Annotated in this window: 14 protein-coding genes and 4 tRNA genes; 17 read left to right on the top strand and 1 reads right to left on the bottom strand. The window is 55.1% G+C overall.

Annotated features, from left to right (window positions below):
- Window positions 1-18: 18 nt before the first annotated feature.
- Window positions 19-3,243 carry an EAL domain-containing protein gene (locus GJ700_RS29160; RefSeq protein WP_371868189.1) on the bottom strand — a complete coding sequence of 1,075 codons (3,225 nt, stop codon included), beginning with the start codon at window positions 3,241-3,243 and terminating at the stop codon, window positions 19-21.
- 220 nt (window positions 3,244-3,463) lie between these two features.
- Between GJ700_RS29160 and GJ700_RS29165 the strand changes: the two genes are divergently transcribed.
- From GJ700_RS29165 to GJ700_RS29245, 17 genes are all read left to right on the top strand, one after another.
- Window positions 3,464-3,548: transfer RNA gene (locus GJ700_RS29165), tRNA-Tyr, on the top strand.
- 48 nt (window positions 3,549-3,596) lie between these two features.
- A tRNA-Gly gene (locus GJ700_RS29170) sits at window positions 3,597-3,670 on the top strand.
- A gap of 52 nt (window positions 3,671-3,722) precedes the next feature.
- Window positions 3,723-3,797 (top strand) — tRNA-Thr (locus GJ700_RS29175).
- Window positions 3,798-3,879: 82 nt separating this feature from the next.
- The gene (tuf, locus tag GJ700_RS29180; protein WP_154380660.1) at window positions 3,880-5,070 is read left to right on the top strand and encodes an elongation factor Tu; all 1,191 of its coding nucleotides are present in this window, start codon (window positions 3,880-3,882) and stop codon (window positions 5,068-5,070) included.
- An 84-nt stretch (window positions 5,071-5,154) separates the two neighbouring features.
- A tRNA-Trp gene (locus GJ700_RS29185) sits at window positions 5,155-5,230 on the top strand.
- A 35-nt stretch (window positions 5,231-5,265) separates the two neighbouring features.
- Complete coding sequence (secE, locus tag GJ700_RS29190; protein ID WP_154380662.1) at window positions 5,266-5,649, top strand: preprotein translocase subunit SecE; 384 nt, start codon at window positions 5,266-5,268, stop codon at window positions 5,647-5,649.
- On the top strand, window positions 5,649-6,260 hold the full coding sequence (gene nusG, locus GJ700_RS29195; RefSeq protein WP_154380664.1) for a transcription termination/antitermination protein NusG: 612 nt from the start codon (window positions 5,649-5,651) through the stop codon (window positions 6,258-6,260). The genes secE and nusG overlap by 1 nt, the downstream gene beginning before the upstream one ends.
- 119 nt (window positions 6,261-6,379) lie before the next feature.
- On the top strand, window positions 6,380-6,811 hold the full coding sequence (gene rplK / locus GJ700_RS29200; protein WP_154380666.1) for a 50S ribosomal protein L11: 432 nt from the start codon (window positions 6,380-6,382) through the stop codon (window positions 6,809-6,811).
- Window positions 6,812-6,813: 2 nt separating this feature from the next.
- Window positions 6,814-7,509, top strand: a complete 696-nt coding sequence (rplA, locus tag GJ700_RS29205) for a 50S ribosomal protein L1 (protein WP_154380668.1) — start codon at window positions 6,814-6,816, stop codon at window positions 7,507-7,509.
- A gap of 254 nt (window positions 7,510-7,763) precedes the next feature.
- Window positions 7,764-8,282, top strand: coding sequence for a 50S ribosomal protein L10 (gene rplJ / locus GJ700_RS29210; protein ID WP_371868191.1), 519 nt, complete (start codon window positions 7,764-7,766; stop codon window positions 8,280-8,282).
- Between the two features lie 67 nt (window positions 8,283-8,349).
- Window positions 8,350-8,724 carry a 50S ribosomal protein L7/L12 gene (gene rplL / locus GJ700_RS29215; RefSeq protein WP_154380672.1) on the top strand — a complete coding sequence of 125 codons (375 nt, stop codon included), beginning with the start codon at window positions 8,350-8,352 and terminating at the stop codon, window positions 8,722-8,724.
- Window positions 8,725-8,952: 228 nt separating this feature from the next.
- Window positions 8,953-13,062 (top strand): DNA-directed RNA polymerase subunit beta, encoded by a 4,110-nt coding sequence (gene rpoB, locus GJ700_RS29220; protein WP_154380674.1) that lies wholly within the window; start codon window positions 8,953-8,955, stop codon window positions 13,060-13,062.
- A 78-nt stretch (window positions 13,063-13,140) separates the two neighbouring features.
- Complete coding sequence (rpoC, locus tag GJ700_RS29225; protein WP_154380676.1) at window positions 13,141-17,382, top strand: DNA-directed RNA polymerase subunit beta'; 4,242 nt, start codon at window positions 13,141-13,143, stop codon at window positions 17,380-17,382.
- Between the two features lie 141 nt (window positions 17,383-17,523).
- On the top strand, window positions 17,524-18,327 hold the full coding sequence (locus tag GJ700_RS29230; RefSeq protein ID WP_154380678.1) for a DNA adenine methylase: 804 nt from the start codon (window positions 17,524-17,526) through the stop codon (window positions 18,325-18,327).
- A 1-nt stretch (window position 18,328) separates the two neighbouring features.
- Complete coding sequence (locus GJ700_RS29235) at window positions 18,329-19,600, top strand: metallophosphoesterase family protein (RefSeq protein WP_154380680.1); 1,272 nt, start codon at window positions 18,329-18,331, stop codon at window positions 19,598-19,600.
- Window position 19,601: 1 nt separating this feature from the next.
- Entirely contained in the window at window positions 19,602-21,503 is a 1,902-nt protein-coding gene (locus GJ700_RS29240; RefSeq protein WP_154380682.1) for an ORC-CDC6 family AAA ATPase, read from the top strand.
- Entirely contained in the window at window positions 21,500-22,438 is a 939-nt protein-coding gene (locus GJ700_RS29245; protein WP_154380684.1) for a hypothetical protein, read from the top strand. The genes GJ700_RS29240 and GJ700_RS29245 overlap by 4 nt, the downstream gene beginning before the upstream one ends.
- Window positions 22,439-22,751 lie beyond the last annotated feature (313 nt).

Here is a 22,751-nt window from a genome sequence, read left to right on the forward strand (position 1 = left end):
GCGTACCTTCGAACCGGGCTACACGGTGACGCCGGTCACCATGTCCTCGAACTGCGCCAGCGGTACCGGCTTCGCGAACAAATACCCTTGCGCGGTTTCGCAGCCCTTGCCGCACAGGAAGGCCCGCTGCGCCTCGGTTTCCACGCCTTCGGCCGTCACTTCCAATCCCAGCGAATGGGCCAGCGCAATGGTGGCGCTGACGATCACCGCATCGTTGGGGTCGGTTTCGATATCCTTGACGAAACTGCGGTCGATTTTCAGCCGGTCCAGCTTGAACAGCTTCAGGTAGCTCAGCGACGAGTAGCCGGTGCCGAAGTCATCGATCGCCACCTTGATGCCCCGCACCCGCAATTCGTGCAGCAGGATGCTGCTGCTTTCCGGGTCTTGCATGGCGGCCGATTCCGTGATTTCCAGTTCCAGCTGCGATGGGGCGATGCCATTGTCGGCCAGCAATTTATCGAGCAGCGGCAATAAACTGGTGCCGCGGCACTGGCGCGCCGACAGGTTGATGGCGAGGCGCAAATGTCCCAGGCCCTGTTCGCGCCAGCGCACCAGCAATTGCGCGCCGCGCCGCAATACCCAGTCGCCCAGCGGCAAAATCAGGCCGGACTCTTCCGCGATGGGGATGAAACGGTCCGGGCTGATCATGCCCAGTTCCGGATGGTGCCAGCGCAGCAGCGCTTCCGCGCCGATGATCCGGCCAGTGGACATCGCTACTTGCGGCTGCAGATACAGTTCGAATTCCTGTTTTTCCAGCGCCTGCGACAGGCGGCTTTCCATCAGCAGGCGCTCGTGCGTGGCGCGGTTCATGGTGCTGGAAAAGAACTGGAAATTGCCCCGGCCCTGGCTCTTGGCGGCATACATGGCGGTGTCCGCGTGGCGCAGCAGCGTGGCGCTGTCGTCGCCGTCGGCCGGATACATGGCGACGCCGACACTGGTGCCCGTGTGCACGGTTGTTCCGGCCAGTACGAACGGTGCCGCCAGCGCTTCGACGATGCGCACCGCCACTGTCGACGCCGCTTCCGGCGTGATGTCGCAGTCGGTGACGATGATGAATTCGTCACCGCCCAGCCGCGCGATGGTGTCGACTTCGCGCAGCATGTCGCGCAAGCGGTTGGCCACGGCCAGCAACAGCAAGTCGCCGGTCTGGTGGCCGTGCGTATCGTTGATTTTCTTGAAGTGGTCGAGGTCGATGAACATCACGGCCGCCGTGCCGTGCGTACGGCGGGCGCGGGCCAGCAACTGGTCCAGGCGCAGGTTCAGCGACAGGCGGTTGTCCAGCCCCGTCAGCGGGTCGTTGTGAGCGAGGCGGTGGATGTGTTCCTGGGCGCGGCGCTGTTCCGTCAAGTCGTGCAGGATGGCGACGAACAGGTGTTCATCGGGTAATTCGACTTCGCTGACGGAAATCGCCAGCGGGAAATCGGTACCGTCGCTGCGGAAACCCTGCGCCTCATGCTCGTGGCTGCCGCCGCCGGCCACCATGCGCAGCAAGTCGGCCGGAGTCTGGTCTTCGCGCGGCGGCAGCAAGGTCGCCAGCGGCAGGCCGGCCATCTGTTCCGGCGGATAACCGAACAGGCGGCCCGCCGCGCCATTGGCCGACAGCAGCACGCCATCCGGGGCGATGGTGAGGATGGCGTCCGCCGCCTTGTCGAGGATCGCTTGCAGCCGCGCTTCGCGCTCGCGCAGGCGCGCCGTGCTGTCCTTCACCTGGGCCTGGATTTGCGCCCGCTCGCCGGAGATCAGCAGCATCATGCCGCCCAGCAGCGCCGTCAGCAGCAAGCCGCACGTCAGCACGGTCCAGCTTTGCCAGCCCCGCTGCGCCGCCGCGTAAGCGGAAGTGGGGGCCAGCAACAGCAAATACTGGCGGCCGCCAAAGTTGATGACGCGCTGCACATCGCCATTGCGGGCCGTGCGGTGGACCTGGTCCACCAGCGGTATGCCGCTGCCGCCAGTGATGTCTTCCAGGCGCACCTGCAGCGACGGGAAATTCACTTGTTGCAGCATGCGCTGCAAATACGGCTCGATCTGGATCGAGATCAGCAGCATGCCCGGCGACTCGCCGCCGCCGGCCGGGTGCACGGCTTGCAGCAGCAGCAGGGCCCGCGCCGTCTGTTTTTGCAGGAAATTCAGCGGCGCACTGGCGGCAGGCTGGCCCGTGCGCAGCGCCTGGATCACCACGTCCGACCGCTGCGGCTCGCTCAGCAAGTCGATGCCCCGGTACAGCCGGGTGCGGGGCGGTTCGATAAAGGTGGGCACCATGTACAGGTCGCGCTCGCCCGCGCGCTGCAAATGCTGCGGACCGCCCACTTCGCGGATTTCAAAGTCCGGCGCCAGCTGTTCGCGGCCCCATTGTTCGAATGCGTCGCGCTGTTCGCGCCGCACCGGCACCAGCCAGCTCATGGACGCCAGTTCCGGCCGCTTGTCGAGGTAGCCGGACGCCAGCGCGGAAAAATCATCGGCCGCCAGCGTGCGGCGCGGATCGCCCAGCGCCCGCGACATGGCATGCAGGAAGCGTTCGTGTTCGGAAAACTGTGCCTGCAGCAAATCGCCCGCCTGCTGCGCCTTGAGGCGGAAAGTTTGCATTTGCTGCGCGTTTTCCCAGTGCTCGGCCTGGAAGTAAATCGCAATGAAGGCGGCGCCCGACAGCAGCAGCGGCAAGCCCACCAGCATGCGCCGGCGGCGCCACAGGACGCGCGGCTGACCGATGACGATCCAGGTCAGCGGCGCCGCCAGCAAGATGCCGATGGTGTCGCCCAGCCACCAGGTGAACCAGTTGATGGCCAGCTCTTCCTGCGTCAGTTTGCCCATCAGGGCTGCACCGCAAATGGCCACCGTGCTGCTGATCGTGGCCAGCACGGGCGTGGCCAGCATGAAGGTCAGGACGTGGCGGCCGGCGCCGATGGCCGGATGGATCGTGCGGCGCAGGGCCAGCATGGCGATCCACGCCTGCAGGGTAGCGCCCAGTCCGGCGGCCAGCGCCGCCGCTACCTGGCCGCTGTCGATCGGCACGCCGTTCGCCAGCGGCACCAGGTTGACGGTGATGGCGCCCAGCGCGACGGCGGGCAGCAGGCGGGGGCCGAACGTGAAGATGGCGGCCAGCGCAATGCCGGCGGAAGGGAATAACGGTGACGCATAGGTGGGGCCGACTGTCAGCGCCAGGCCCAGCCGGCCCGCCACCACGTAGGCCATATACAGGAGCAGGCAAGAAGGCAATGCAGCGCGCCAGGCAGAAGTCCGTTCCACTTTGCGTAACTCCGTTGTCGTCGATAAATTTAATTGTACGGGGATTATGAGAAAAATCTAAAAAAATGCCCTTGCAGTTTGAAAAATGTGTGCTTATAATCTCGCCCCGAAGCAGACGAAACATCGTCGCTTACAGAGTAAAGCAGATGCGAAAGCAAAAGCGACAATGTAGGCAAGGTTGACAAGTCAAAGTAAGTGCTTCATACTCTGCGGTTCCCGCGGAGGGGTGGCCGAGTGGTTAAAGGCGACGGACTGTAAATCCGTTCTCTCAGAGTACACTGGTTCGAATCCAGTCCCCTCCACCAAGTTTCTTGCAAGAGACTGAGTGGGTATAGCAGTGAAGTGGAAACCTCGCGGGTGTAGCTCAATGGTAGAGCAGAAGCCTTCCAAGCTTACGACGAGGGTTCGATTCCCTTCACCCGCTCCAGAGATTCTTGCAATGCCACGATGTCATTATGTGTCAGGCATCGCAAATATAAGCCCTTGTAGCTCAGTGGTAGAGCACTCCCTTGGTAAGGGAGAGGCCACGTGTTCAATCCACGTCAAGGGCACCAGAATTCGCAGTACCTGCAGTACGTATCCCACAAGACAGAAGGGCGATTGCCCGGCATTCTCATATATTGTTAGGAGTCTAAAATGGCAAAAGAGAAATTCGAGCGGACCAAACCGCACGTGAACGTTGGTACCATCGGTCACGTTGACCATGGCAAAACGACCCTGACCGCTGCGATCGCAACCGTTCTGTCGAAGAAATTCGGCGGCGAAGCCAAAGCTTACGACCAGATCGACGCTGCTCCAGAAGAAAAAGCGCGCGGCATTACCATTAACACCGCTCACGTTGAGTACGAAACGGCTAACCGCCACTACGCTCACGTTGACTGCCCAGGCCACGCCGACTACATCAAGAACATGATTACCGGTGCCGCGCAGATGGACGGCGCGATCCTGGTTTGCTCCGCTGCTGACGGCCCAATGCCACAGACCCGTGAGCACATCCTGCTGGCCCGCCAAGTTGGCGTTCCGTACATCATCGTGTTCCTGAACAAGTGCGACCTGGTTGACGACGCCGAGCTGCTGGAACTGGTTGAAATGGAAGTGCGCGAGCTGCTGTCCAAATACGAATTCCCAGGCGACGACCTGCCAATCATCAAAGGTTCGGCACGTATGGCGCTGGAAGGCCAAGCTGGCGAAATGGGCGAAGCGTGCATCGAGCGCCTGGCCGAAGCCCTGGATACCTACATCCCAACCCCAGAGCGCGCTGTTGACGGCACGTTCCTGATGCCAGTGGAAGACGTGTTCTCGATCTCGGGTCGCGGCACCGTGGTGACCGGCCGTGTTGAGCGTGGCGTGATCAAGGTCGGCGAAGAGATCGAAATCGTTGGTATCGTTGACACCGTGAAAACCACCTGCACCGGCGTGGAAATGTTCCGCAAGCTGCTGGACCAGGGTCAAGCAGGCGACAACGTTGGTCTGCTGCTGCGCGGCACCAAGCGTGAAGACGTTCAGCGTGGTCAAGTTCTGGCAAAACCAGGCTCGATCAAGCCGCACAACCACTTCACCGGCGAAATCTACGTTCTGTCGAAAGATGAAGGCGGCCGTCATACTCCGTTCTTCAACAACTACCGTCCACAGTTCTACTTCCGTACGACTGACGTGACCGGTTCGATCGAACTGCCAGCAGACAAAGAAATGGTTATGCCAGGCGACAACGTGTCGATCACCGTTAAACTGATCAGCCCGATCGCTATGGAAGAAGGTCTGCGCTTCGCTATCCGTGAAGGCGGCCGTACCGTCGGCGCCGGCGTGGTTGCTAAGATCATCGCCTAAGAATCCTGCCAAAGTACTAGCGCCCAACGCTGTTGGGTGCTAGAATAACGGATTCAGCAAGTTAGAAGTAAGTAAGTTTTACGTAGGGGCGTAGCTCAATTGGCAGAGCGTCGGTCTCCAAAACCGAAGGTTGGGGGTTCGATGCCCTCCGCCCCTGCCACCGAATTCTGGTGCAGGGCACCGAAAGTAAAATAAATGTCTAATCAATCCGTGCAAACCGTTGGCACGTCGAACGACAAGTTCAAAGTCGTGCTGGCCGTGGTTGCTGCGATTGCGGGCGTAGTCGGGTTCTTTTACCTGGCAGGTCAACCAACCCTGGTGCGGGCAGCTGCGCTTGTGGTTGGTTTGCTTATTTCCGCCGGCATTGCGTACACGTCTTCCTCTGGCCGCGATTTCCTGAATTTTGCCAAAGAATCTGTCCGCGAGACGAAAAAAGTCGTCTGGCCGACCCGTAAGGAAACGACGCAGATCACGATGATCGTGTTTGGTTTCGTGCTGGTCATGGCTGTGTTCCTGTGGGGCACGGATAAGCTGTTGGAATTCCTGTTGTACGACGTAATCCTGGGTTGGAAACAATAATGAGCGACAATGTGCAAGATAACGCGCCGGACAGTGTTCCGGCGCAAGACGCTGGCGCAGAGCTGAGCAAGCCAGTCAGCAACAAGCGCTGGTACGTGGTGCACGCTTATTCCGGCATGGAGAAAAGCGTACAGCGCGCTCTGATGGAGCGCGTCGAGCGCGCCGGCATGCAAGACCAGTTCGGCCAGATCCTGGTGCCGACCGAAGAAGTGGTCGAAGTGCGCAATGGCCAGAAGTCCGTGACCGAACGCCGTTTCTTCCCTGGCTATGTGCTGGTTGAAATGGAAATGACGGATGAAACGTGGCACCTGGTGAAGAACACCAGCAAAGTCACCGGTTTCATCGGCGGCAAATCGAACAAGCCAACCCCGATTCCTGCGCGCGAGATCGACAAGATCATGCAGCAAATGCAGGAAGGCGTGGAAAAGCCTCGGCCAAAAGTGCTGTACGAAGTGGGCGAGCAAGTCCGCATCAAGGATGGTCCGTTCACCGACTTCAACGGCAACGTCGAGGAAGTCAACTACGAGAAATCCAAAGTGCGCGTCTCGGTCACCATCTTCGGCCGCGCAACACCAGTCGAACTCGAGTTCGGCCAGGTCGAGAAAGTCTGACGTATCAAGCGCCCGCACGGAGCGCGGCTCCGGTCAAATCTGTGAAACAAGAGGAGCCCTGCCAGGTTGTATGACCAGGTGGGGCGCTACTACTCAATCCAACGATAGGAAGTGCCCAAATGGCAAAGAAAATCATTGGCTTTATCAAGCTGCAAGTGCCAGCAGGTAAAGCAAACCCATCCCCTCCAATCGGTCCAGCGCTGGGTCAGCGCGGTCTGAACATCATGGAATTCTGCAAAGCGTTCAACGCGCAGACCCAAGGTATGGAACCAGGCATGCCGATCCCAGTCGTGATCACCGCATTTGCCGACAAGTCCTTCACCTTCGTGATGAAGACCCCTCCAGCAACCTACCTGATCAAGAAGCACTCGGGCGTGACCAAAGGTTCGTCCAAGCCGCATACCGACAAGGTTGGCAAGCTGACCCGCGCTCAAGCGGAAGAAATCGCTAAACTGAAAACCCCGGACCTGACCGCTGCCGACCTGGACGCCGCTGTGCGCACCATCGCTGGCTCCGCTCGTTCGATGGGCATCACCGTAGAGGGCATCTGATCATGGCAAAACTGTCCAAGCGCGCTCAAGCCATCAAGGCTAAAGTAGACCGTACCAAAGTGTACGCTTTCGACAACGCTGTCGCCCTGGTCAAAGAACTGGCTACCGCCAAGTTCAACGAATCGATCGACGTGTCCGTGCAACTGGGCGTGGATCCGAAGAAATCGGACCAGGTTGTTCGCGGTTCCGTGGTTCTGCCAGCAGGCACCGGCAAGACCGTGCGCGTTGCTGTGTTCGCAACCGGTGACAAGGCTGAAGCTGCTAAAGCAGCTGGCGCCGACGTGGTTGGTATGGAAGACCTGGCTGAGCGCGTCAAAGCCGGCGACATGCCTTTCGACATCGTCATCGCTTCGCCAGACACCATGCGTATCGTTGGTACCCTGGGTCAGATCCTGGGCCCACGTGGCCTGATGCCTAACCCGAAAGTTGGCACCGTTACCCCTGACGTCGCTACCGCCGTGAAAAACGCGAAAGCCGGCCAGGTTCAGTACCGTACCGACAAGGCAGGTATCATCCACGCGACCATCGGCCGCAAATCGTTCGCTGACGCTGACCTGAAGAGCAACCTGGTTGCCCTGATCGACGCGCTGAACAAAGCGAAACCAGCATCGTCGAAAGGCGTGTACCTGCGCAAGGTCGCCATCTCGTCGACCATGGGCGCTGGTGTCCGCGTTGACCACGCTGGCCTGTCCGCTTAAGTTTTAAAGAATTAAGTCCCGGCAGAAATGCCGGGCGGATCTTTGGGCTGGTGGTGTGGCGGAAGCCGCGCCATCAGGCAATCAAAGACCGTTGGGCTGGAGGCAGCAGGCAGGCCGAAGGTTAATCGCCGTGAGGCGCCCAACGCAGATGGTGTACCCGATCAAGTTTTGCAGTCCATTGGACTCCTAACCTCGGACGCCGTTGTTCGAACCGATACCGGGCATTTGCCCAGTATCATTTAAGGAGGTTGACCGTGGGTCTCAATCTGAATGACAAAAAGGCCGTCGTCGCCGAAGTTTCCGCAAAAGTAGCAACTGCGCAAACCATCGTCGTGGCCGAGTACCGTGGCATCCAGGTTGGTCACTTGACTAAACTCCGTGCCAATGCGCGTGCCCAGGGCGTCTACCTGCGTGTTCTGAAGAACACGCTGGCTCGTCGCTCCGTGGAAGGTACGCAGTTCGCCCCTCTGGCTGACGCCATGACCGGCCCGCTGATCTACTCGATCTCGGATGATGCCGTTGCTGCTGCGAAAATCATCGCTGATTTCGCAAAAACCAACGACAAACTGGTTGTGAAAGCTGGTAACTATGCAGGCAAACAGCTCGACGTAGCTGGCGTTGCCGCATTGGCGAGCATTCCTAGCCGTGAAGTCCTCATCTCGCAGCTGTTGGGCGTTATGCTGGCTCCGGTGTCGGGCTTTGCACGTGGTCTGGCTGCTCTGGCAGCGAAGAAAAGCGAAGGCGCTCCGGCTGCCGAAGAAGCTGCTGCTTAATTGCAGTAGTGCGCTTTTTCTTTCAAGTAATCAATTCTGTAGCATACAAACAAATTAGGAGTTTCAAATGGCAATTTCCAAAGACGACATCCTGAACGCAGTTAGCGAAATGTCCGTAATGGACCTGAACGAACTGGTTAAGGCTTTCGAAGAAAAATTCGGCGTGTCGGCAGCAGCAATGGCTGCTCCAGCAGCCGGCGGCGGCGCAGCTGCTGCGGCAGTTGAAGAGCAAACCGAGTTCAACCTGGTTCTGGCCGAAGTTGGCGCGAACAAAGTTGGCGTGATTAAAGTTGTTCGTGAAATCACCGGTCTGGGCCTGAAAGAAGCCAAAGACGTAGTGGACGGCGCACCGAAGACCGTTAAAGAAGCTATGTCGAAAGCTGACGCTGAAGCCGCTAAGAAGAAGCTGGAAGAAGCTGGCGCCAAGGCTGAACTGAAGTAATCTTGTTGTACCGGCGGGTAGTTTAAACGCCGAGAGCCAAAGCCAGATACTCCTCCTGGAAGGGGGGAGTGTCGGCTTTGGCTCCTTTGTCGTCTGTATCGTATTTGTAGCAGTAAGTCACCTTGTTCGTACCACCGACCTGGAGACGATAGCGGATTGAAGTTTCACCGGTATTAAACCAGCTGAAACTTGAATTTTCTATCCTTTCCTGTCACTCACGGAGTGTCCATGCACTACTCATTTACTGAGAAGAAACGCATTCGTAAGTCTTTTGCGAAGCGCGCCAACGTCCACAACGTTCCGTTCCTGCTGGCGACCCAGCTCGAGTCCTACGAAAACTTCTTGCAGGAGCACACCGCTCCATCCACCCGCAAGAATGAAGGCCTGCAATCGGCTTTCACGTCCATCTTCCCTATCGTCTCCCACAATGGCTTCGCACGCCTGGAGTTCCTGTCGTACGTGCTGGGTGACCCCGCGTTTGACGTCAAGGAATGCCAACTGCGTGGCCTGACGTTCGCCTCCCCGCTGCGCGCCAAAGTGCGCCTGGTGATCCTGGACAAGGAATCGCCAACCAAGCCGGTGGTGAAAGAGATGAAAGAGCAGGAAGTGTACATGGGCGAATTGCCGCTGATGACGACGACGGGTTCGTTCGTGATCAACGGGACCGAACGTGTGATCGTTTCTCAGTTGCACCGCTCCCCTGGCGTGTTCTTCGAGCACGACCGTGGCAAGACCCACTCGTCCGGTAAGCTGCTGTTCTCGGCACGTATCATTCCTTACCGCGGCTCGTGGCTGGACTTCGAGTTTGACCCGAAAGACATCCTGTACTTCCGCGTCGACCGCCGCCGCAAGATGCCGGTATCGATCCTGCTGAAAGCCATCGGCATGACGCCGGAGCAGATCCTGGCGAACTTCTTCGTGTTCGACAACTTCCACCTGCGTTCGGAAGGCGGCGAAATGGAATTCGTGGCTGAGCGCCTGCGTGGCGAAGTTGCGCGTTTCGACATCGTCGATCCGAAGACGGGCAAGACCATCGTCATGAAGGACAAGCGTATCAACGCCAAGCACGTGCGCGACATCGACGCCGCCGGCTTGAAGCACATCTCGGTGCCAGAGGATTACCTGCTGGGCCGCGTGCTGGCGAAAAACATCGTGGATCCGGAAACCGGCGAAGTCGTGGCCAACGCGAACGACGAGCTGACCGAAGAAACGCTGAACAAGCTGCGCGACGCCAACATTTCCGACATCCAGACGCTGTACACCAACGACCTGGACCAGGGCGCCTACATTTCGCAAACCCTGCGTATCGACGACACCGTCGACCAGACCGCGGCCCGTATCGCGATCTACCGCATGATGCGTCCAGGCGAACCGCCAACCGAAGAGTCGGTGGAAGCCCTGTTCAACGGCCTGTTCTACAGCCCTGACCGTTACGACCTGTCGGCCGTCGGCCGCATGAAGTTCAACCGCCGCATCGGCCGCGATGAACTGACCGGCATGATGACCCTGTCGAACGAAGACATCCTGGCCGTCATCAAGATCCTGGTGGAACTGCGCAATGGCCGCGGCGAAGTCGACGACATCGATCACCTGGGTAACCGCCGCGTACGCTGCGTGGGCGAACTGGCGGAAAACCAGTTCCGCGCCGGCCTGGTGCGCGTTGAGCGCGCCGTGAAAGAGCGTCTGGGCCAGGCGGAAGCCGACAACCTGATGCCGCACGACCTGATCAACTCCAAGCCGATCTCGGCTGCCATCCGCGAGTTCTTCGGTTCGTCCCAGCTGTCGCAGTTCATGGACCAGACCAACCCGCTGTCGGAAATCACCCACAAGCGCCGTGTATCCGCGCTGGGCCCAGGCGGTCTGACCCGCGAACGCGCCGGCTTCGAAGTGCGTGACGTTCACCCGACCCACTACGGCCGCGTGTGCCCGATTGAAACGCCTGAAGGCCCGAACATTGGTCTGATCAACTCGCTGGCACTGTACGCCCGCCTGAACGAGTACGGTTTCCTGGAAACCCCGTACCGTAAAGTGGAAAACAGCGTCGTCACCGACAAGATCGATTACCTGTCCGCGATCGAAGAAGGCCGCTACATCATCGCCCAGGCGAATGCGACCATCAACGAAGAAGGCAAGCTCTCCGACGAGCTGGTATCGGCCCGTGAAGCCGGCGAAACCATCCTGGTGTCGCCAGAGCGTATCCAGTACATGGACGTTGCGCCAGGCCAGATCGTGTCCGTTGCAGCATCGCTGATTCCATTCCTGGAACACGATGACGCGAACCGTGCACTGATGGGCGCCAACATGCAGCGTCAGGCCGTGCCTTGCCTGCGTCCTGAAAAGGCGCTGGTCGGTACCGGTATTGAGCGTACTGTCGCCGTTGACTCCGGCACCACCGTGCAAGCGCTGCGTGGCGGTGTGGTGGACTACATCGATGCGGGCCGTGTCGTGATTCGCGTGAACGATGAAGAAGCACAGGCTGGCGAAGTCGGTGTGGACATCTACAACCTGATCAAGTACACCCGTTCCAACCAGAACACCAACATCAACCAGCGTCCGATCGTCAAAGTGGGCGACCGCGTGGCCAAGGGCGACGTGATCGCCGACGGCGCATCGACCGACCTGGGCGAACTGGCGCTGGGCCAGAACATGACTGTGGCGTTCATGCCATGGAATGGTCTGAACTTCGAAGATTCGATCCTGATCTCGGAAAACGTCGTCAAGGACGACCGTTACACGTCGATTCACATCGAAGAACTGTCCGTCGTGGCACGTGACACGAAACTGGGCGCGGAAGAAATCACCCGCGACATTTCGAACCTGGCGGAAAACCAACTGGCCCGTCTGGACGAGTCCGGCATCGTGTACATCGGCGCGGAAGTGCAAGCCGGCGACACGCTGGTCGGTAAAGTGACGCCAAAAGGCGAAACCCAGCTGACCCCGGAAGAAAAACTGCTGCGCGCGATCTTCGGCGAAAAAGCATCCGACGTGAAAGACACGTCGCTGCGCGTGCCTTCGGGCATGGTCGGTACCGTCATCGACGTGCAAGTGTTCACCCGCGAAGGCATCGTCCGTGACAAGCGCGCGCAACAGATCATCGACGATGAACTGAAGCGTTTCCGCCTGGATCTGAACGACCAGATGCGTATCGTGGAGGGCGACGCCTTCCAGCGTCTGGAAAAAATGCTGATCGGCCAGGTTGTGAACGGCGGTCCGAAGAAGCTGGCCAAAGGCGCCAAGATCACCAAGGAATACCTGGCCGATCTGGACAAGTACCACTGGTTCGACATCCGCCCGGCGGAAGACAACGCGGCCGTTGCCCTGGAAGCCATCAAGGAATCCATCAACGAGAAGCGTCACCAGTTCGACCTGGCCTTCGAAGAGAAGCGCAAGAAACTGACCCAGGGCGATGAACTGCAACCTGGCGTGCAGAAGATGGTCAAGGTGTACCTGGCCGTGAAACGCCGCCTGCAGTCGGGCGACAAGATGGCAGGCCGCCACGGTAACAAGGGTGTGGTTTCCCGTATCGTGCCAGTGGAAGACATGCCATACATGGCCGACGGTACGCCGGCCGACGTGGTGCTGAACCCGCTGGGTGTTCCATCCCGTATGAACGTGGGTCAGATTCTCGAGACCCACCTGGGTTGGGCAGCGAAGGGCCTGGGTATCCGTATCGGTGAAATGCTGGCGCAGCACATCAAGGTTGAAGAGATGCGCAAGTACCTGACCACCGTGTACAACGAGACCGGCTTCAAGGAAGACATCGCCAGCTTCACCGACGAGGAAATCATGGGCCTGGCGTACAACCTGAAGAAAGGTGTGCCATTCGCCACGCCGGTGTTCGACGGCGCGCACGAGTCGGAAATCCGCCGCATGCTGGACCTGGCGTACCCTGACGAGATCGCGACCAAACTGGGCATGACCGCGTCGAAAAACCAGGTCACCATGTACGACGGCCGCACCGGCGAAGCGTTCGAGCGCAAAGTCACCGTGGGCGTGATGCACATGCTGAAACTGCACCACTTGGTGGACGACAAGATGCACGCCCGTTCCACCGGTCCTTACTCGCTGGTGACGCAGCAGCCGCTGGGCGGTAAAGCCCAGTTCGGTGGCCAGCGCTTCGGTGAGATGGAGGTGTGGGCACTGGAAGCGTACGGCGCATCGTACGTGCTGCAGGAAATGCTGACTGTGAAGTCGGACGACGTGAACGGCCGTACCAAAGTGTACGAAAACCTGGTGAAGGGCGATCACGTGATCGACGCAGGTATGCCGGAATCGTTCAACGTGCTGGTGAAAGAGATCCGCTCGCTGGGTATCGATATCGACCTCGAGCGCAACTAAGACACTGCACGCAGCCTGGCCATCCGCACCTGCGGTGGCCGGGCAAGTTTAAGAATTCATCACTACCTGGAGTGATACATGAAAGCCCTGCTCGATTTATTCAAGCAAGTACAGCAAAACGAGAGCTTCGACGCGATCAAGATCGGTCTGGCTTCTCCTGAAAAAATCCGTTCGTGGTCCTACGGCGAAGTTAAAAAGCCGGAAACCATCAACTACCGTACCTTCAAGCCGGAACGCGATGGTCTGTTCTGCGCGAAGATCTTTGGCCCGATCAAGGACTACGAGTGCCTGTGCGGCAAGTACAAGCGCCTGAAACACCGCGGCGTCATCTGCGAAAAGTGCGGCGTTGAAGTCACGCTGGCCAAGGTGCGCCGTGAGCGCATGGGCCACATCGAGCTGGCTTCGCCTACCGCCCACATCTGGTTCCTGAAATCGCTGCCGTCGCGCCTGGGCATGGTGCTGGACATGACGCTGCGCGATATCGAACGCGTGCTGTACTTCGAAGCATACGTCGTGACCGATCCTGGCATGACCCCGCTGAAGAAGTGCCAGATCATGTCGGAAGACGATTACGCCGCCAAGTACGAAGAGTACGGCGACGACTTCACCGCCTACATGGGCGCCGAAGGTATCCGTGAACTGCTGCGCTCGATCGACATCCACCGCGATGCCGAAGCCCTGCGCGTGGAACTGAAGGAATCGAAGTCCGAAGCGAAGATCAAGAAGTACGCCAAGCGCCTGAAAGTGCTGGAAGCGTTCCAGCGTTCCGGCATCAAGCCTGACTGGATGATCATGGAAGTGCTGCCGGTGCTGCCACCGGAACTGCGTCCACTGGTTCCCCTGGATGGCGGCCGCTTCGCGACCTCCGACCTGAACGACCTGTATCGCCGCGTCATCAACCGTAACAACCGTCTGAAACGCCTGATGGAGCTGCGCGCTCCAGAGATCATCACGCGTAACGAAAAGCGTATGCTGCAGGAAGCAGTGGACTCGCTGCTGGACAACGGCCGTCGCGGCAAAGCGATGACCGGCGCCAACAAGCGTCCGCTGAAATCGCTGGCAGAGATGATCAAAGGTAAGGGCGGCCGCTTCCGTCAAAACTTGCTGGGTAAGCGCGTCGACTACTCGGGCCGTTCGGTCATCGTGGTGGGTCCGCAGCTGAAACTGCACCAGTGCGGTCTGCCGAAGCTGATGGCGCTGGAACTGTTCAAGCCATTCATCTTCAACAAGCTGGAACTGATGGGTCTGGCAACGACCATCAAGGCGGCGAAGAAGCTGGTGGAAGTGCAAGAACCAGTCGTGTGGGACATCCTGGAAGAAGTCATCCGCGAACACCCGATCATGCTGAACCGCGCACCAACGCTGCACCGTCTGGGTATCCAGGCGTTCGAGCCGGTGCTGATCGAAGGCAAGGCCATCCAGCTGCACCCGCTGGTCTGCGCGGCATTCAATGCTGACTTCGACGGTGACCAGATGGCAGTTCACGTGCCGCTGTCGATCGAAGCACAGATGGAAGCCCGTACGCTGATGCTGGCGTCGAACAACATCCTGTTCCCGTCGAACGGCGAACCATCGATCGTTCCTTCGCAGGATATCGTGCTGGGTCTGTACTACGCGACCCGCGAAGCGATCAACGCCAAGGGCGAGGGCATGCTGTTCCCGGACGTGTCGGAAGTGATCCGCGCGTACGACAACAAGGAAGTGGAACTGGCGACCCGCATCACGGTGCGTATCGTTGAAAATCCAAAGGATCCGGTGACGGGCGAATTCGTGCGCACGCTGACGCGCTACGAAACCACCGTGGGCCGCGCCATCCTGTCGGAAATCCTGCCGAAAGGCTTGCCATTCAGCGTACTGAACCGTCCGCTGAAGAAGAAAGAGATTTCCAAGCTGATCAACACGTCGTTCCGCAAGTGCGGCCTGCGCGCCACCGTGGTGTTTGCCGACCAGCTGATGCAGTCGGGCTTCCGCCTGGCAACCCGCGCCGGTATCTCGATTTGCGTCGACGACATGCTGGTTCCGGAAGTCAAGAAAACCATGATTTCCACCGCTGAAGCGGAAGTCAAACAGATCGAGCAGCAGTACGCTTCCGGTCTGGTGACCGCTGGCGAGCGTTACAACAAAGTGGTCGACATCTGGGGTAAAACCTCCGACGAAGTCGGCAAGGCCATGATGGACCACCTGAAAGTGGAAAACGTCACCAAGCGCGACGGCACCCAGACCACCCAGGAATCGTTCAACGCGATTTACATGATGGCTGACTCGGGCGCCCGTGGTTCGGCGGCACAGATTCGCCAGCTGGCGGGTATGCGTGGTCTGATGGCGAAACCGGACGGTTCGATTATTGAAACGCCGATTACCGCGAACTTCCGCGAAGGCCTGAACGTTTTGCAGTACTTCATCTCGACCCACGGCGCTCGTAAAGGTCTGGCGGATACGGCACTGAAGACCGCAAACTCGGGTTACCTGACCCGTCGTCTGGTGGACGTGACGCAGGATCTGGTGGTGATCGAAGACGATTGCGGCACCTCGAACGGCACGCTGATGAAGGCGATGGTCGAAGGCGGTGAAGTCATCGAAGCATTGCGCGACCGTATCCTGGGCCGCGTGGCAGGCACCGACATCGTCAATCCTGAAACCCAGGAAACCGTGTACGAAGCCGGCACCCTGCTGGACGAAGACATGGTCGAAGAAGTCGAACGCATGGGCATCGACGAAGTCAAAGTCCGCACCCCGCTGACTTGCGACACGCGTTACGGCCTGTGCGCCAAGTGCTACGGCCGCGACCTGGGCCGCGGCCTGCTGGTCAACGCCGGTGAAGCAGTTGGCGTGGTGGCGGCGCAGTCGATCGGTGAGCCGGGTACCCAGCTGACCATGCGTACCTTCCACATCGGTGGTGCGGCATCGCGTGCGGCAGTGGCGTCGTCGGTGGAAGCCAAGTCGAACGGCACCATCCGCTTCACGTCGACCATGCGTTACGTGACCAACGGCAAAGGCGCGCAGATCGTCATTTCCCGTTCGGGCGAAGTCCTGATCACCGACGACCACGGCCGTGAGCGCGAGCGCCACAAGGTGCCGTACGGCGCGACCCTGATCGTCAAGGATGGCATGACGGTGAAAGCCGGCGTCGCCCTGGCAACGTGGGATCCGCTGACCCGTCCGATCATTACCGAGTACGCCGGTACGGTGCGCTTCGAGAACGTCGAGGAAGGCGTGACCGTGGCCCGTCAGGTGGACGAGGTGACCGGTCTGTCGACCCTGGTGGTCATCGATGCGAAACGCCGCGGTAACCTGACCAAGACCATGCGTCCGCAGGTGAAACTGCTGAACGAAGACGGCCATGAAGTGAAGATTGCCGGTACCGAACACGCTGTGGCGATCGGTTTCCAGGTTGGCGCACTGATCATGGTGAAAGACGGCCAGCAAGTGTCCGTGGGTGAGGTTCTGGCGCGTATCCCGACCGAATCGCAGAAAACCCGTGACATTACCGGTGGTCTGCCACGTGTTGCAGAACTGTTCGAAGCCCGTTCGCCGAAAGACGCGGGCATGCTGGCGGAAGTTACCGGTACGGTTGCGTTTGGTAAAGAAACCAAGGGCAAGCAGCGTCTGGAAATCACCGACATGGACGGCAACAAGCACGAGTTCCTGATTACCAAGGACAAGCAAGTGCTGGTGCACGACGGCCAGGTGGTGAACAAGGGCGAGATGATCGTGGACGGCCCGGCCGATCCGCAAGACATCCTGCGCCTGCTGGGTATCGAAGCGCTGGCGCGTTACATCGTTGACGAAGTGCAGGACGTGTACCGTCTGCAGGGCGTGAAGATTAACGACAAGCACATCGAGGTGATCGTTCGCCAGATGCTGCGCCGTGTTCAGATCGTCAATGCCGGCGACACCGACTACATCGTCGGCGAGCAGGTGGAGCGTTCGGAACTGCTGGAAGAGAACGACAAGGTCAACGCCGTGGGCAAGATCCCTGCAACGTACGAAAACGTGCTGCTGGGTATTACCAAGGCATCGCTGTCGACCGACTCGTTCATCTCGGCCGCATCGTTCCAGGAAACCACCCGCGTGCTGACCGAAGCTGCGATCATGGGCAAGCGCGATGGTCTGCGCGGCCTGAAAGAAAACGTGATCGTCGGCCGTCTGATTCCAGGCGGTACCGGTCTGGCCTTCCACCGCGCCCGCCGCGAGAAGGAAGTGTGGGAAGCCGAAGAGCGCAAAGCGCTGCTGGAAGCCGAAAAAGCTGCCGCCATCGCCACCGCCCAGGAAGAGCTGTCGGAACACGCTGCTCAGCATCCGGAAGGCGATAGCCAATAATCAGTACAAAAGTAGCAAAAAACGGCGCCTCGGCGCCGTTTTTTTATAGCTCAACGTGATTCTTAGTTGCATTTTTGCATGCTATATAAGTAATATGTACCTTCAATGTATGAGGAAAGCTATGTCTGAGGCGGCTAAGCAATGAGCTTCTTGCGATGGGCAGGTAGTAAAAAGCAGCTGGGAGATATTCTGGAAAATTGCTGGTATGCCGCACAAACTCTAGGAGGAAGCGGACGTTATATCGAAGCATTTTGCGGTTCAGCATCTCTTTTTTTTCGATTGAAGCCGAAGGCCGGTATATTGATCGATGTGAACCAACCTTTGGTTGAGATGTATGAGGTGGTAAAAACTTCGCCACGAAAGTTGTCAGCTCTAATTAATGAATTTCCTATAGGGGAGTCTTTTTATTATGAACTACGAGATAGTGGGGAGTACCAAGGAAGTAAACTAAGCCGCGCTGCACGATTTATATACTTGAATAGGTTTTGTTTTAACGGTTTGTATAGAACAAATAGAGAAGGAAAATTTAACGTTCCTTTTGGGGCTGGGCGAAATGGTAGTTTGCCGACCTTAGATCAGTTGCTGCAGGCATCCCAATCGTTGAGAGATGTCAGGGTTTTAAATGATGATTTTTCCGTTATTCGAAAAAATGTGAAAAAAGGAGATTTTGTCTATCTTGATCCTCCTTACGCAAAGCGTAACCATTCACTTGATCTGCAATATGGCCCTGATGTGTTTGGGGTAGATGATTTATCACGATTATATTCTCTTCTTGAATATATTGATAAAAAAGGTGCCTACTTCGTTTTTTCTTACGTGCAGTGTGATGAAGTGAAAGAGTTCGTGAAAACTTGGGCGCCATTTGAAGTCCAGGTAAAGCGAACAATCGCAGCAGATATATCAAAACGCGGCCGCGCTACCGAGCTCTTAATTTCAAATATATAATATGCTGGCGAAAACAAGAATTGCTGTTATCAGTGATCTACATATCGGTGATGACCCTATTGCACTAGACTTATCCCCTCATGACTTGCCTGAGGAGAAAAAAGTTGGCTTGCCAAAAAGTTTTCTTGAGACATTTGAAAAGTATGTTTCAAGCGATAGCTTTAAGATGGCCGGCTCAATTGATATGTTGTGTATCACGGGAGATATTAGTCACAAAGCGAATCCAAATGAGTTCCGCCACGCAAATGATGTTGTTTCAAAACTGGCGGTCGCGTTGAATATTCCTGAGGAACAGGTTTATTATGTTCCGGGAAATCACGATGTTCACTGGCCAGTTATGCAATTGCAACCACAGACATTTTGGCAGCAATATCGTTATAAACCGTTGCTCCAGCCAGATTTGATTTTTCAGCGACGCCACAATGAAAAAAAGATCGGCGCATTTGATACAGATCCTCACTTTGTAGTGTGGCACTCGGAAAAACGTCTGATAGTTGGAATTAATTCGGCTGCTTTTGATGCTCCAGAGCCAGAGCACGGTAAACATCACGGAATTGTTCATCAGGAAACGCTGGACTCACTGGAAAATTATCTAAATAGCATATCAATTGCTTCTGATGAGCTCAGGATTTGCTTACTTCATCATCACCCTATTAATTACTCAGATGTGAATCCGAACTACCCGGATTTTAGTTTGGCAACAAACGCAGGGAATCTTTTTGAACTGCTTTCAAGAAATCGATTTGACTTAATAATACATGGACATCGCCATATTCCGCAGTTGTTGCATAGAGCCACAACTACCAATGGGCATCCTATTACAATATTAGGTGCAGGAAGCTTATCTGCAAAACTTAACAGTGAATGGTATGGGGTTGCTCAGAATCAATTCCATGTAATTGAAGTTGCTGGGCGAAATGATGAAACATCAATTGCCTATGGGAATGTTGCGACTTGGAATTTCGCAGGCGGTGTTTGGAAAGAAAGTCACCATCAGTTAGGCCTTTGTGCTACTGAAGGGTTTGGATCTCGGTCCACTCCTATTGAATTGCAACAGTCAATAGAAAATCAACTGACTTCATATTTTTCCTCCACTGCCTTTTGCCGATGGAATCTGCTCGAAGAAGCCATTCCCGCGTTGCGATATGCTAGTACCAAAGTGGCATATGAAGCCTTATGTAAAGCAGCAGAGGCAATAGGTGTGGAAGTAGTCGCAGGAATGGATACCAAGAAGCAAAATTGGATGATCGTTAAATCGAGTGACGGAATCTAATATGAAGCGCAAAACAAACGTAGTTCGATTGTCAGGAAATCCAAAAAGAGCAAAGCGAATTGGAGTTCGGCCCAGTTCGGCAGATTATGAAGCGGACAATCTTTCGAATGTAATTAAGGCATTCGAGGTAGATAATGCTAAGCAACTGTCAGTGGAAAATACTGTAAAGTATTTTGTTCCTCCGAAGAATTTTGAGAATTTGTTTACGAGAAAAAATCATATACTTCTTGGTGCGCGCGGATCTGGTAAAACGACTTGGGTCAGAATGTTGGCACATGATCATGTCTTATTGGCGGCTCGTCAGCCAGGTGTTTCTCATCAGTATGCAAGAACTGCATTATCAAACCATGTAATCGGAATTTATGTTCCAACAAACATTGGACTTATAGGAAGCCTGAAGAATAAGCCTTGGCAGAGTGAAGAGAGCGCTGAGAAATTCTTTCAATGGAGATTGAATCTTCAGAGCTGTACAGCGCTGATACCAACTATACGAAGCTGCATCGACCATTATATTTCGGACGATGCACATCGAGCATTGGCAGAATTGAAGATTTGCCGTGCGCTATCAGAGCATTGGTTCCCCACAAGATCATCGAATTGCCGAAACCTTGGAGCGCTGAGGTTTGAGTTAGCTACGCTTGAAACTCAGAAGATTACTAACATTAGTATGCTTCGCGCAAGAAGCATTTCTAGCGATCAAGTTATTGATTATTTTGATGGCGATTTATTTCATCCGATAAAATATGCGATCCAAGTTTTAACCTTCTTTATAGGTATTCCGGAAGAAGCCGTTTGGATGTTATGTATAGATGAAGCTGAGTACCTTTCTGAAGCGCATCATCGAATCCTTAATACGCACTTGCGGGCAGCTTCTGGGAATTTGGTATTCAAAATTGCTACGATGCCATTCGCTCACCACACCCTAGCAACCAATGCAGCTGATCCAGTGCGCGACGGTCATGATTTCGATTATATATACGTTGATCGTAGTCCAGTTAATAATAGGCAAAAGGATGAAATTGAATTTTTAAAATTTGCCAGAGAGGTCTTTCAGCGTCGAGTAAGTTTCCTGAATGTCGGTCGTGATAAGTTAACTCTCCATGAATTGCTTGGTGCATCCTCTTTGTTAGATGAAAAACTGGTTCAAACTGATGCAGACTTAAAATATTTTATGGACTTGTTGGAGAAACATGCTAATCCTGTGACCATTGAGCGTGCTAAACGCTTATTGGCTTCCGATATGAGGAAATTTCGAAATGAAATTTCTAGAAAAATGCACGGTGCATTAGTTCTTCGGGAAGCAATTAGCGGCAATATTGGCAACTCAAAACCAAATGTTTACTCAGGTGAGTTGACAGTTGTTCGGTGTAGTGATGGCAATCCAAGAAGACTAATGCGGATATTGAATGCATTACTCAAGAACATTACGTCCGCGCAAGCTGCATCGATTAAATATCCATTAGACGCTGCTCTTCAAAATGAAGTTTTGGAAACGATCGCTAGAGATACTTTAAATAGAGTCCAAAGTGAACCTCCATATGGCGTACAAGTACATGAGTATCTTATGAAAATCGGGGAGTATATGAAAAGAAATTTCCGCGGTAAACGTCTTGGATCAGATTTTGTTTCTTCAATTTTAGTTTCGAAAGACGATGGAGAGCTTATTCAGCGGTTTATCAAGCAAGCAGTTCAGCTTACTTTGCTAACTCCTGCAGCAGAAAATTCTCATAATGGGCCTAACGCTACGGTCGAGGGGGAATTCCACTTCGCATTCCTATTTTCTCCACTCTTTGGATTGCTGCCAAGAAGAAATCGTTCTCAACGTTTGCCCAAGATTTTATCTGAAGAGCTCAAAAGTGTTCCTGTTGAGCAGCAGATGCAAGGTACGTTGGAGTTCCTATGAAATTAGCTACGGTTTTTTCAAAAAAAGAAATTGATGAGACGTATGAACTAGGAATATTTGCGTCGGGATACGAAACAAGGTCGACATTCTTTACGAGAAAAATAGGAAGTGAGCGTTTTAAGAGTATTCGAATTCTTGGTTTTTTGGACGGCAGATCTGAGCTACAGCGGGAGTCTAATGATGCTCACTTTCAGAACTGGGCAAGTAAGGATGTAGAGATTATTTCTGATTTTGAGGATGAATTTATTTTTGAAATTTTAAATGAGAGCAGTTTGCATTGGGGAAATGGCCCCGTCAGAATTTTTGTAGACTATTCTGTAATGACGCGTTCGTGGTATGCAGCAATTCTCACTTGGTTGCGTCATGCTGCTATTCATTTTGAAATAGAGATAGATTTTGCGTATACTTGTGGGATCTACGAAGATAACTACCCACCATTATCTATTTCGGAAATTGAATCACTTCCGGGGTTTGAGGGCGTCTCAAGTGGCTTCAGAAGTACAACGGCTATATTTGGACTAGGTTATGATAAATATGCTACTTTGGCAGTTTACGATAGAATTGAGCCAGATAACATTTACTGCTGTGTTGCAAAACAATGGCCACAGGATGAGAGCGCGGAACGCGCATTAATCGAAAATTCGGTAATCGTCGACTCTGCTGTGAAAGTGATAGAGTTGCCATTAATCGATGTGGCAGAAGCTATGCGACAGCTATGTGATCATCTAATTTGTATAGAAAGGGATTCTCATATTGTTGTCGTGCCAATGGGCCCCAAAACTCATGTTTTAGCAACTTTATTGATGGCTATTAGGCTGCCTTGGATAACGTGCTTGCATGCAAAAGGCGAGAGAATAATGCCCGTTGATGTGCTCCCGTCAGGCAAGCAAAGTATAACGCGTCTTCTCTTTGTTCCTGATAAGAAAAGCGAATAGATATGATACTTGGGGAAGCTCAAGAATGCTTTTTCCAATGCCATTCTGCACTTCCTATTTCAGACGTTCTGTTGGAGTGCCCAACATACATACCAAGTAATTCAGACTTCCCAACTATCCGGAACTGTGCTGCCCCAAAATACGCATTTTTATTATCTTTTGCATACCATTCTGTGACTAAATAAGGGCTTTTTATTGGTTCTTCACGGATTGCCGGGATGAGCATGCCGTAAACGCAAGAGAGCAGTAAGGAAGAGTTATTGTGTTTGTGCGACCAAACCCAAAAACTAATCCACTGCTCTCATGGCAAATC

It is taken from the genome of Pseudoduganella rivuli, from assembly GCF_009674485.1.
Lineage (GTDB): Bacteria > Pseudomonadota > Gammaproteobacteria > Burkholderiales > Burkholderiaceae_D > Rugamonas > Rugamonas rivuli_B.